Source organism: Ruminococcus bromii (assembly GCF_002834225.1).
Classification (GTDB): domain Bacteria; phylum Bacillota; class Clostridia; order Oscillospirales; family Acutalibacteraceae; genus Ruminococcoides; species Ruminococcoides bromii.
This window is the reverse complement of sequence record NZ_NNSR01000074.1, coordinates 1-11,627: the sequence shown is the minus strand read 5'-3', so window position 1 is coordinate 11,627 and position 11,627 is coordinate 1. Positions and strand designations below refer to the sequence as shown.

Below are 11,627 nucleotides of genomic sequence, written 5' to 3'. Positions count from 1 at the left end.
TACCATTATTACAGATAGAATAAATGAAAGGTGAGGAAATAAAAATGAAAAAATTTTTAACAGCATTGATAGCATTTGTAATGTGCTTTTCGGTTGTAACAACAGCTTTTGCGGCTACACCTGATGAAATATCAGAATCGGATGTTGCATCAGAAATCAGACAGGTGATGATAGATACATATTACGGTGGTAAAGAGCCTGAGTATCTCAACATTGAAATTGTTGGTTCAACAAGTGACGGCGGAGTTTATTTTATGCACAATGAAGGTTTTAGCCTTGATTATTCAATTGAAGAAACAATTGGTGACTATACTTATCATTACAACCATAACGATGATGTTATGCTTTATAAGAATGGCAATGTTTACTCAATTAAAGAGGCTTATGAAAGCGGAGTTATTGACGATAGTATTCTTGAAGAATTGTCAAAAATGAATTTTGGTTTGGAATCTAATAAACCGAATACAACTGTTCCTACTGAGCCTACAACTACGGTTGCAACAGTTGACGAACCTGTAACAGTACCCGATACAACTTCTGCAACTTCTGCAACAAACCCTGTTTCAACAAGCGACACAGCAACTAAGGACACTCTGAACGATTCACAGAATAACAGCGGTGCTGTACAGACAGGACAGAACAGCGTTGCTGTAATTCTTCTTGTTGCAATGCTTGCAGGTTGTGCAGTAATTTTTGCAAAACGCAGAAATTATTTTAAATAATTCAAAACATCAACAGAATATATAAAATAAACCGTTCTCGCTTTTGTGAACGGTTTATTTGTTTTAGCTTAAAAATTTGTGATAGTTTATCAAGATGTATTGCTTTTTATATCATTTAATGCTACAATTAACTTGCATAAAAATTTAGCGAAAGTTTTTAATAATGCGTAGAATATTTACAAAGTGAGAGGTAACTATGAAAAAATTTATATCAATAGCGATGGCGGCGGTAATGTCGATGTCTGCGGTTGCGGTTTCGGCAGTTTCTGCAAATGCCGCTGAACCACTTAACACACCCGTGCAGTATGCACAGGTTGCAAGGGCAAGCTTGGCAACTCCGAAAATTTCAAAGGCTGAAAGCGTTTACGGCGGTGTAAAGCTTACATGGAACAAAGTAAGCGGTGCGGCTAAGTACAGAGTTTACTACAAGGGCCGTAAAGGTTGGACACGAATGGTCGATACAACTTCAACATCATATATCGACAAGGATGTTTCATCGGGCAGGAATTACACCTATACTGTAAGATGTATTTCTGCTGACGGAAAGAGCTTTACAAGCGGTTATGATTCAAAGGGCAAAAGTGTAAAATATATTGCCGCCCCCGAAATTTCAAAGCTTGAAAGCGTTTACGGCGGTGTAAAGCTTACATGGAACAAAGTGAATGGTGCGGCTAAATACAGAGTTTACTACAAGGGCCGTAAAGGTTGGACACGAATGGTCGATACAACTTCAACCTCATATATCGACAAGGATGTTTCATCGGGCAGGAATTACACCTATACTGTAAGATGTATTTCTGCTGACGGAAAGAGCTTTACAAGCGGTTATGATTCAAAGGGCAAAAGTGTAAAATATATTGCCGCCCCCGAAATTTCAAAGCTTGAAAATGTAAACGGCGGTGTGAAAATTACATGGAACAAAGTAAACGGTGCATCAAAGTATAGAATTTATCATAAAAATTCGTCAGATTGGTTCAGAGTATCAGATACGACTTCTAATTCTATAGTTGATAAATCTGTTGGTATGGGAACCTATACTTATACCGTGAGGTGTATAAGTGATGACGGAAAAAGTTTTGAGAGTGGATTTAACCCAAAAGGCTTAAGTATCAGATATAATCAAGCTCCTAAAATACTTGAAACCAATGTTGTAAACGGCGGTATTAAGGTGATTTGGGAGACTGAAAACAATACAAATTACAGATTGTACTGCAAAACAGAAGGTAAGGGCTGGACAAAAGTATGCGATAACAAAACAGGTGTTGTGACACATAAAAATTTACAGCCGAATAAGACCTATACATACACTGTAAGAGCAATCAGTTCCGACGCTAAAAAGTATTTGAGCGGTTATGACCCTGTGGGAATGAGCGCAAAATATGTTGCCACACCGAAAATATCAAAGGCAGAATATACATATGACGGTATCAAGCTTGCGTGGAATAAGGTTGCAGGTGCTGAAAAATATCGTGTATATTATAAGGATGCTACCGGTTGGAATAAACTTGTAGATACAAAAGGTACAAGTTATCTTGACAAGGGACTTGTTTCAAGAGAACTCAGCGTAAAAGATAGTTCTGTAAACGGTCAGTATATTTATACTGTTCGCTGTATTTCAAGTAACGGCAAAGTTTTTCAGAGCGGTTATGACACAAAGGGTGTAAAAAGTGCATTATATAACAACGGATGTCCGGAAATTTATAATATTGATACAATGCACGGAGGAATTACTTTAACTTGGAATTCTACCGCCGATAAAAATTCAAAGTATCGTGTTTATATTAAGCAAAGTGGTTCGTGGAAAAAGATTGCCGATACAACCGATAACCAGTACACTTATAAGAATGTAAAAGCAGGACAGACCTATACTTTTACCGTAAGATGTGTATCAAAGGATGAGAAGAAATTTACAAGTACCTATAATCCGTCAGGTGTTGCATTTAAGTATAAAACAACCAACAAAACAAGAGATGCATATATAGATTATCTGCTTAAACATGAATCGGAGTGGTTGCCTGAACTCAAGGTGGGGGACATTGCTTTGGCAGGTGTGCAGTTTACAGACCTTGATTTTGACGGTGTTCCTGAGCTTATAGCGCAGGAAGCAGGGGATAAGGAATACTATTTGAATGCAAGGGTATATACTTTCAAGAATGGAAAGCTTTCATTGGTTGGATTTGATAATTCTATGACCTACATTCAGAATAGATTGGCCTACTTATACGATAAATCGGCTAAAAGGTATGTGATAAATTCAGCCGAGTTATCAACCAGCAATCCCGATCGTTATCTTGATTGTGAAAACTATACATTGAGTTATGATGGCAACCTTATAAGTGCTCATCCGTATTCTTCTTATCATTTAGCTCTTGAAAATTGGGGATTGGATTACACCTATTATGTTCATGGCAGGACAAGCAAACAAGTGTATAATGCTGCAAACTTGAGTACACTCGATAATTGTGTAAATGCACATATGTACAGTCAGTTTGTTTACTGTTCTGTTGACGGCTATCCAAAGCTTTGGAATAGTTATAGCGAAACACAGAAGAAACAGCACCTTACTGATTCTTATAATGCATTCTCATACGATAAATACTAATTGAAACATAGATTGGTGTGAAAAATTTCATACCTATAGCCACGGCGGCGGTTTTGGAGAATGCGATTGAACTGCTGAAAATTTTGCAGCATTTTATGGATGGGTATTTTATAAGTGGCGATTACAAATGGCATAAATTGTATTTTAATATTTACAAAGTTGTTTAAACAATATTTGTTCAGCAGCTTATTAAACAAGGTGCATACATTGTGCATCTAAAAGTCATTATACGAGGAGGAATTATTATGAAAAAATTATTATCCCTCGCAATCGCAGCACTACTTACTTTTTCGTGTGCTTTAACCGCCTTTGCGGCTGCCGATGATTCGGCAACTCCCGATGAGGCAAAAACACCCGTGGAGCTTAAGATAATTGAGCCTCCGTCAAAAACCTATTTTTGGGAAGATGTTGTTCTTCCGTCCGAATCAGTTAAAAATGTTTACGCAGACAGCGAACATTACTATGCTTTTGCCGACAAAATGAACGCATACAGTTTCAACCCGATGCTTGACCTTTCGGATGCAAAGCTTGAAGTGGTTTACAATGACGGTTCTTCGGAAAGTGTTGATCCAGCCGACTGTACCGCAGAAGTTTCCGATCCGTTTAATTACGGCGAGGTAATGCGAACAGCTCTTGATGCCGCAGGCAATCTTGAACTTGATACACCGTATGAAGAAAATCTAAGATAAGGATAATGCAACTAAGAATACCGTGACGAACGATAACGGTTCTGTTCCGACAGGCAGTCCGATTACAACAATGTTATTCACATTATCTGCTGTTATTGCAGGCGGTGCATTGTTTCTTTCTTACAGAAAAAAGTTTGAAAAGTAAATCAAATAATTGACACTCATTTTTCTTAATATTCAGACAACTGCCCCCGAATCTTTCAAAGGTTCGGGGGCAGTTATGTTCTGTAAACAACGAAACGGCAACGGAAAAATTTATCCCACTGCCGTTTAATTTTTATTCTTCGCCTACAAGTTTTACGGTTGTTGCGGTGTGGTGAACCGCATCAAGATATTTTCCGAAAACATCGGCGGTTTTAATTTTTAAACTTGAGGTGTTTACACACGGATGACAGCCGACATATTCGCCTTTCAAAACATCCTCGTCAACAAGAAGTCTTACTCGGTTGTCTTTGTCATTCATAAGCCCCATAACGCTCACCGCACCGGGTTTAATGTCGAGAAATTCGAGCATAAAATCGGGAGATGCAAACGAAAGTCTTGCACTTCCGATTTGCTTTGACAGTTCCTTTGTTTTAAAAGGTTTGTCACCCGGCATCATAAGAAGATAGAAGTCGGTTTTCTGCCTGTTGCACAGAAAAAGATTCTTGCAAATCAGAACATCAAGCACAGCGTCAATCTCGTTGCAAGCCTCCATTGTGTCAGCGTGTCCGTGGTCGGTTCGCTGATATTCAATTCCAAGGCTGTCGAGAAGGTCATATACTCTGATTTCACGGTCTTCTCTGCCTGTTAAGTCGGTTGGTCGTCCGTTGTAAAGTTCCATTTAAAATCCTGCTTTCCTGTAGTGTAATGCCTGTATCAATATTCGCTGTCATCAATGCCCGATACGCTGTCTGAGTAATCAGAATCATCATAATAATCGTCATATGTGATTATACTTGTTCCGTTATAATCATCGTTTGCCTTGACATACATATTTTTGTCGAGCATACCGAGATCCTGCAAAACCTCAATTGTCTTTGTAAAGCTTCTCGGAATAACATAGGATGCGGTTGTGTAAGCAGTGTCGGAATCTGCAGATTTGTAATAGGATGACAGGTCTGAAATGTAAATATTGTAGGGTGCGCCTGTTGCAAGCTGTATTACACATACAACATCGGGAATGGATTCAACGAGTGTACTGTAATCTGAATAATCAGGGTCGGCTGAACCGTAGAATGTGTTACTGTATCCGACAACTTTTTTAAATTCTTCATCACTGCAGTTGTCAATATCTTTAAGAAAAGCATCCTTGATGCGTTTGTATGTCTCGCCGGGGCCTGTGAGTGCAACTGACTGGCTGTCATCACCGTAATAGCCTGAAGCAATGCGGTTTACAACCAAGTCAGCGTGCTTTTTCTCCGTATCCTTGCGGTTAAATCCAAAAACTGCAAATTCACTTAAATCATCGTATTCCGCCTTTGCAATAGGACTGTAGGTTTTGATATAACCCTTTGAATTTATTATATCCGTGTTGTCGTCATCGTATAGGGTATCTGAATTATAAAATGCGTTGAATCTGTTGTATGCCCTTGTAATAATGCGACCGTCATTGAGCTTGTATGCATATCCGCAGTATGGCTGCGAAAGCTCTTTGCTAAAAAACAGAAAGTTGTCCGTAAACATTGAAACCCATGTGTTCTTGAACTTGTTCTGAATTGAATAGTCACGCTTGTTGATAAGATTTGAATGTGAGTTGGTGATAAAAGTGATTGTGTCTTTGTCTGTAATATCGTCAGCCATATCTTTAAGATTTTTGCCGACAGCACTGCCTTTTGCCTGATAGTTTGAATTTGCGTCATAGAATCCGGCACTCTTGATATCCTGAGCTTTCGGTACATAGCTGTTGTAGCCGAATGCGTCAAAACAGCAGAGAGCAACACCGACGCAGCTTACAATAATTAACGCACCGAGCGGAATCGAAGTTTTGATAAGCTTTGAAAAGCCTCTGTACAAAATAAGATGAACGATTATGTAAACGGGAACGCTTGCAAGAATAAATCCGAAAACAAAACCCGCATATCCGCCGAAAACATTCATTGAACCGAAAAGAACACCGAGGAACATACCTGCAAGGAATGAAACAAGCACCTTGATTATGTAGCACGGAAGGTGGAATGCAAATGCCGACTGAGCTCTTTCCGCCTTTCTTTTCTTTGCAAGAAAAGCGCCGAGGGCAATACATACAACCGAGAAAATCAGCCAGTAAATAACATTGATTCCGTCATACGCCGCGAGCGGATTGAGTGCATTCATAATGACGCTGTCTTTGAAAATGCCAACATAGAAACCGTCAAAACAACCCACAACAGTACCTTTGATGAAGATTGCGGAAAGCGGATAAGCTACGCAAACCGCAACGAACATAAGCACGGAGTTAAGCATCGTTCCGCAGCAAACTGCAATAAGACCGAAAAATGCGATTGATGCGAGTGTACCCATACATATTTCGGGGAATAATTTTGTCACTTCCGAAACAACCGAATGTCCCGAACAAACCGATATAATGGATATTAAGCTGAGAAAGAAAATTGCAGGGATAATCGACATAAGGTAAGCCGATACGGATTTTGCAATAAAAAGTGTTGCTCTTCCAATCGGCAGTGAACCGTACAAATCCGCCTTGCGTTTATTGTGCAGATACGAATAAATTCGCACCGTGTAGATGATTGTAAATACTATTGAAATGAGATAGACGAGTGATGCCGAGGAGTATTGAAAAAGTTCAATTTCTCCGATACCGCTGTTTGCAATGCCTGTAATGCTCAACGCAGAAAGCATCATTGAAAAAGATGAATCGTTTCCGAGTACAACGCAGATTGTAAAGCATACTGTAATTGCAACAGCCGAAATAATACCGAATACAATGAGAAATGTATTGCAGGACTTAAGGTCGCTGAGGAAGAACGACAGCATCTGCTTCAGTCTGCTTTTAAAGGATGTTTTCTGTGTCATAACCTGCAACCCCCATTTCACATATAAAAATTTCTTCCAAGGTCATCGGAACAGCTGAGATATAAATCGGATTAAGCTCCTGCAATTTGGGCATAAACTCTTCCTCTGTTCCTTTGATTGTAAGATTAAATATATTTCCGTTTCTCCATGTGTTTATAACATTGATTTCGTTGAAGAATGAATTATCGGGAACTTCGGTGAATGCAACCTGAACCTTACGAAGACCGAGTTTAATTTCGTCAATTTCCCTCTCAAGCAAAAGCTTGCCCTTGTGCATAAGACAAATTCTGTCACATAATTCTTCAAGCTCACGCAAATTGTGTGACGCAACGACAACTGTCATATCATTTGCGGAAACATTGTCAATGATTATTTTTTTTACAAGCTTGCGTACAACAGGGTCAAGTCCGTCAAAAATTTCATCAAGCAGCAGATATCTCGGACAGGTTGAAAGCGCCAATATCAAAGCCGCCTGTCTTTGCATACCCTTTGACATATCGATTATCCTTGCATCAGGATCAATCGGAAACACCGAGCAAAACTGTTTGAAAGCGTTCTCGTTCCAGTTTGGATAAAGACTTCGAAAAAGGAATGCAGTGTTTTCAAGAGTTGAGCTGTTTGAAAAATAGGGGTAATCGGGAATGAAAAAACATTCTCCCTTTACTGACGGATTGTTAAGAATGTTTATTCCGTTAATATTCACCTCGCCCTTATCGGGGTCAAACACACCCGACATAATTCGCAGAAGTGTTGACTTTCCGCCGCCGTTGCTTCCGACAATGCCGAGAACAGAGCCTCTGTTTACGGTAAGCGTGAAATCGTCAACGGCAGTCACTTTGCCGAATTTTTTGGTTATGTGATTAACTTCAATCATTCTCTCTGCCTCCTTCGTATACGGAATTGATGATTTTTATGAGCTGTTCACGGGGAACACTGTACAGCTCTGCATTCTTTACGGCATCACGGAATGTTTTGAGAGCCATTTCTTGGAAAGCTGCGTTTTTTGTCAACTTGTCTGTCAAAAATGTTCCCCGTCCAACAGTTGAATAGATGTAGCCCTCTGTTTCAAGAACACGATATGCCTTTGCAACCGTGTTTGGGTTTACACCGATTTCCTGTGCTACCGTTCGTACAGGCGGCAGCCTGTCACCCGATTTGAACACGCCTGCCGACGCAAGCTTGATTATATTGTTGCAAATCTGTTCATAAATCGGCACACGGCTTGTGAAATCAATTGTGAACATAGCCGTCCTCCTTTTTTTGTATAGAAAATTGTATAATATGGCCAATCCTACAGTTAAATTGTAACATTCAATTGTACCATTGTCAATGTACAATTTTAATTTAAAAGACCGTTTGAGAAATTTTTAAAAGAACTTAAAAAGAATAAAACAGCCAAAACCGTCAATAATTATTGTAAAGACAAAACCGATAAAAATTCAGATTCGGGGGTAATTCTTTGCAATACGGAAAAGTTGAAATCTGCGGAGTAAATACATCACAGCTCAAGCTGCTGAAGGAGAGCGAAAAGCGTGAGCTGCTTAACACAATCAGAAACGGTTCTCCTGCCGAAAAGAAAATGGCGAGGGATAAGATGATTAACGGGAATTTAAGGCTTGTTCTTTCTGTTATTCAGAGGTTTACAAACAGAGGCGAAAATCCCGACGATCTGTTTCAGGTGGGTGTTATCGGACTCATCAAGGCGATTGATAACTTTGACCCTACGCTTGATGTGCGGTTCAGCACCTACGGAGTGCCTATGATAATCGGTGAAATACGGAGGTTTTTGCGTGATAACAATGCAGTCAGGGTATCCCGCTCAATGAGAGATACAGCCTACCGTGCAATGCAGATAAAGGAACAGCTGACTAATAAAAACAATCGGGAGCCAACCATAGAAGAAATCGCCAAAATAATGGAGATGCCGAAAGAACAGGTGGTGCTTTCGCTTGAGGCGATAGTTGATCCCGTGTCGCTTTACGAGCCTGTTTTTTCGGACGGAAACGATACTATATATGTTATGGATCAAATCGGCGACAAAAACGATGATTCCGCTTGGCTTGAAGAAATTGCGGTAAAAGAGGCGATTTCCAATCTTTCCGACAGAGAAAAACGGATTCTTTCAATGAGATTTTTTCGCGGCAAAACTCAGATGGAGGTTGCGGCTGAAATAGGAATATCACAGGCGCAGGTCAGCCGCATTGAAAAAGGCGCTCTTGATACTATAAAGAAAAGCATTTAGCAATATATGCAAAACAGCTGTTCAATCGGACAACTGTTTTGCGGTTACATAGGTTTGTATAAAAATGTATGGGAAAATTACAACTGATTTTTGTAAAAAAGAAGAAAAAATTTAATTCCGCTTTACTTTCGTGCTTTTGTGTGTTAAAATTTTAATGTATAAAAACTTAATGCTTTATTGCAGAAATAAGGAGGTAACGGTTTTGAATTCTAAACTTAAAAATGATTCTACCGACTATTTGTTCAAGGCGATTCTATCGCTTGAAAACGAAGAAGATTGCTACCGCTTTTTTGAAGATTTATGCACAAGCGCAGAACTCAAGGCAATGTCACAGCGCCTTGTCGTTGCAAAAATGCTTACCGAGAAAAAGGTATATACAGAAATCGTCAAGGAAACCGGTGCGTCAACCGCAACCATCAGCCGAGTAAAAAGAGCGTTGTTTGATAACGATACATATGGCTACACTCTTGTACTCGACAGGATTGAAAACGGAGAAAAAGAATAATGCCGAGCTATTTGTCGTTTGCCCGATTTTATGACGGGCTTATGCAGGATGCCTGCTATGAAAAAAGATGCGGCTATATTCTTGAGCTTGCCGAAAAATTCAGACATGATATGGGTATAACCCTTGACCTTGCCTGCGGAACAGGAACTCTCACACGCCTTTTGAAAAAGCGGGGAGTGGATGTTTTCGGGATAGATTACAGTATGGAAATGCTCAGCGAGGCAATGCAGAGTGCTTCCGAAGAAGGGCTTGATATCCTGTTTTTAAGGCAGAAAATGCAAAGCATTGACTTGTACGGTACAATAAATACCTGTGTGTGTACGCTTGACAGCATAAATCACCTTACAAAAATTGAAGATGTTGCAAAGACATTTGACCGTGTGGGACTTTTTATGGACGATGACGGTCTGTTTATTTTTGATGTCAACACGGTGTACAAGCATAAAAATGTTCTTGCGGATAATACCTTTGTGTATGAAAACGACAGCGTTTTCTGCGTATGGCAAAACACCCCCGAGGATGATAACAAGGTGAAAATCGACCTTGATTTCTTTGAGGAAGAAAACGGTGTGTATTATCGTTCATCCGAAAGCTTTGCCGAAAGAGCATATACAGATGATGAAATCAGAAAAATGCTCACGGATGCAGGTTTTGAAGTAGAGGCTGTTTACGGCGACCTTACATTTGAAAGTCCGAAAGCGGATGAACAGAGGGTAATTTATGTTGCAAGAATGAAAACATCACGCAACAAAGAGTTTAATGAATCGAAAGGATAACCGATATGGATAAAATAATTCGTTGTATTACATCTGACGGTGCGATTATGGCGGCTTGCGTTGATGCGTCCGACATAGTTTTTACCGCAAAGAAGATTCACCACCTTTCACGCAGTGCCACAGCCGCACTCGGCAGACTTTTGTGTGTAACCTCAATTATGGGCGATATGCTCAAACAGAAAGATGCGTCAGTCAACCTTCGTGTAATGGGTGACGGTGAACTCGGTCCCGTTATCGCAGTCGGCGACAGCAGCGGCAATGTAAAGGGATATGTCGGCAATGCAGACTGCCCGACGGAATATTACGAAAACGGTAAAATCAATGTTGCAAAAGCAGTCGGCAGAACAGGTATGCTAAATGTTATGCGTGACTACGGTTCAGGCGATCCGTACATAGGTCAGGTTGAGCTTGTCAGCGGTGAAATTGCCGAGGATATTGCAAACTACTACGCAACAAGCGAGCAGATTCCTACAGTTTGTGCCTTGGGTGTGCTTATTGATAAAGAAGACGGAGAAGTTCTTCTTGCAGGCGGATTGCTTATTCAGCTTCTTCCGGGTGCAGACGATACTGTTATCGACAAGCTTGAAAAGAATATTGCAGAGCTTGAACCCGTTACAACTATGCTTGCAAAGGGTATGAGTATTCTCGATATCTGCAAAACAGCCCTCAAAGGCTTTGAGGTTGAAGTGCTTGACGAAAACCCTGTTAAGTATGTTTGCGGTTGTTCAAAAGAAAAGCTTGAAAATTATTTTTGTACCCTCAGCGATGATGACATCCGTTCTATGGTCAATGAACAGGGTGTTGCCGTTGCAACCTGTCATTTCTGCAATAAGAAATATGTCTTTACAAAGGATGACCTTGAAAAGTTGATTGCAGAGAAAAACAGCAAAGAATAAAGATTTTTAAAGACCTTGTCGCAAATGTTCGTGATGTCACTCATAAAAATGAAAAAAATTTCAAAAAAGTGTTGACATTTTAATCATAATGTAGTATTATGGTATCTGTCGCCGAGAGATAAACGAAATTCGACAGAACTTCGATACAGCGACAAAGGCATGTGGGAGCATAGCTCAGCTGGGAGAGCATCTGCCTTACAA

At 40.0% G+C, this 11,627-nt stretch carries 12 protein-coding genes; 8 read left to right on the top strand and 4 right to left on the bottom strand.

Annotated features, from left to right (window positions below):
- The first annotated feature begins 44 nt into the window (after positions 1 to 44).
- From RBATCC27255_RS09940 to RBATCC27255_RS10695, 4 genes are all read left to right on the top strand, one after another.
- Entirely contained in the window at positions 45 to 722 is a 678-nt protein-coding gene (locus RBATCC27255_RS09940; RefSeq protein ID WP_147640011.1) for a hypothetical protein, read from the top strand.
- 196 nt (positions 723 to 918) lie between these two features.
- A complete protein-coding gene (locus RBATCC27255_RS09935) occupies positions 919 to 3,324 on the top strand; it encodes a fibronectin type III domain-containing protein (protein ID WP_147640009.1) in 2,406 nt (801 codons plus the stop codon).
- 245 nt (positions 3,325 to 3,569) lie between these two features.
- A complete protein-coding gene (locus RBATCC27255_RS09930) occupies positions 3,570 to 4,013 on the top strand; it encodes a hypothetical protein (RefSeq protein WP_101029848.1) in 444 nt (147 codons plus the stop codon).
- 22 nt (positions 4,014 to 4,035) lie between these two features.
- Positions 4,036 to 4,158 (top strand): hypothetical protein, encoded by a 123-nt coding sequence (locus RBATCC27255_RS10695; protein WP_278292808.1) that lies wholly within the window; start codon positions 4,036 to 4,038, stop codon positions 4,156 to 4,158.
- 132 nt (positions 4,159 to 4,290) lie between these two features.
- Here RBATCC27255_RS10695 and RBATCC27255_RS09925 read toward each other — a convergent pair whose 3' ends face one another.
- Genes RBATCC27255_RS09925 through RBATCC27255_RS09910 form a run of 4 tightly spaced genes read right to left on the bottom strand, consistent with a single transcriptional unit; the run spans position 4,291 to position 8,251 of the window.
- The gene (locus RBATCC27255_RS09925; RefSeq protein WP_101029847.1) at positions 4,291 to 4,836 is read right to left on the bottom strand and encodes a prolyl-tRNA synthetase associated domain-containing protein; all 546 of its coding nucleotides are present in this window, start codon (positions 4,834 to 4,836) and stop codon (positions 4,291 to 4,293) included.
- Between the two features lie 35 nt (positions 4,837 to 4,871).
- On the bottom strand, positions 4,872 to 7,007 hold the full coding sequence (locus tag RBATCC27255_RS09920; protein WP_101029846.1) for an ABC transporter permease: 2,136 nt from the start codon (positions 7,005 to 7,007) through the stop codon (positions 4,872 to 4,874).
- The gene (locus tag RBATCC27255_RS09915) at positions 6,985 to 7,881 is read right to left on the bottom strand and encodes an ABC transporter ATP-binding protein (protein ID WP_101029845.1); all 897 of its coding nucleotides are present in this window, start codon (positions 7,879 to 7,881) and stop codon (positions 6,985 to 6,987) included. Before RBATCC27255_RS09915 ends, RBATCC27255_RS09920 begins: the two co-directional genes overlap by 23 nt.
- Complete coding sequence (locus tag RBATCC27255_RS09910) at positions 7,874 to 8,251, bottom strand: GntR family transcriptional regulator (RefSeq protein WP_101029844.1); 378 nt, start codon at positions 8,249 to 8,251, stop codon at positions 7,874 to 7,876. Before RBATCC27255_RS09910 ends, RBATCC27255_RS09915 begins: the two co-directional genes overlap by 8 nt.
- A gap of 215 nt (positions 8,252 to 8,466) precedes the next feature.
- Here RBATCC27255_RS09910 and sigG point away from each other — a divergent pair, with 215 nt between their 5' ends.
- From sigG to hslO, 4 genes are all read left to right on the top strand, one after another.
- Positions 8,467 to 9,249: an RNA polymerase sporulation sigma factor SigG gene (gene sigG, locus RBATCC27255_RS09905; RefSeq protein WP_101029843.1), complete on the top strand. Its 783-nt coding sequence runs from the start codon at positions 8,467 to 8,469 to the stop codon at positions 9,247 to 9,249.
- Positions 9,250 to 9,451: 202 nt separating this feature from the next.
- A complete protein-coding gene (locus RBATCC27255_RS09900) occupies positions 9,452 to 9,754 on the top strand; it encodes a YerC/YecD family TrpR-related protein (protein ID WP_101029842.1) in 303 nt (100 codons plus the stop codon).
- Positions 9,754 to 10,530, top strand: a complete 777-nt coding sequence (locus tag RBATCC27255_RS09895; protein ID WP_101029841.1) for a class I SAM-dependent DNA methyltransferase — start codon at positions 9,754 to 9,756, stop codon at positions 10,528 to 10,530. Before RBATCC27255_RS09900 ends, RBATCC27255_RS09895 begins: the two co-directional genes overlap by 1 nt.
- Before the next feature lie 5 nt (positions 10,531 to 10,535).
- Positions 10,536 to 11,426: an Hsp33 family molecular chaperone HslO gene (hslO, locus tag RBATCC27255_RS09890; RefSeq protein ID WP_101029840.1), complete on the top strand. Its 891-nt coding sequence runs from the start codon at positions 10,536 to 10,538 to the stop codon at positions 11,424 to 11,426.
- Positions 11,427 to 11,627 lie beyond the last annotated feature (201 nt).

Excerpts from the sequence above, each read along its gene's own strand:
- RBATCC27255_RS09940 (WP_147640011.1), top strand. The coding sequence starts at position 45 with ATGAAAAAATTTTTAACAGCATTGATAGCATTTGTAATGTGCTTTTCG.
- RBATCC27255_RS09935 (WP_147640009.1), top strand. The coding sequence starts at position 919 with ATGAAAAAATTTATATCAATAGCGATGGCGGCGGTAATGTCGATGTCT.
- RBATCC27255_RS09930 (WP_101029848.1), top strand. The coding sequence starts at position 3,570 with ATGAAAAAATTATTATCCCTCGCAATCGCAGCACTACTTACTTTTTCG.
- RBATCC27255_RS09925 (WP_101029847.1), bottom strand. The coding sequence starts at position 4,836 with ATGGAACTTTACAACGGACGACCAACCGACTTAACAGGCAGAGAAGAC.
- RBATCC27255_RS09920 (WP_101029846.1), bottom strand. The coding sequence starts at position 7,007 with ATGACACAGAAAACATCCTTTAAAAGCAGACTGAAGCAGATGCTGTCG.
- RBATCC27255_RS09915 (WP_101029845.1), bottom strand. The coding sequence starts at position 7,881 with ATGATTGAAGTTAATCACATAACCAAAAAATTCGGCAAAGTGACTGCC.
- RBATCC27255_RS09910 (WP_101029844.1), bottom strand. The coding sequence starts at position 8,251 with ATGTTCACAATTGATTTCACAAGCCGTGTGCCGATTTATGAACAGATT.
- RBATCC27255_RS09895 (WP_101029841.1), top strand. The coding sequence starts at position 9,754 with ATGCCGAGCTATTTGTCGTTTGCCCGATTTTATGACGGGCTTATGCAG.
- hslO (WP_101029840.1), top strand. The coding sequence starts at position 10,536 with ATGGATAAAATAATTCGTTGTATTACATCTGACGGTGCGATTATGGCG.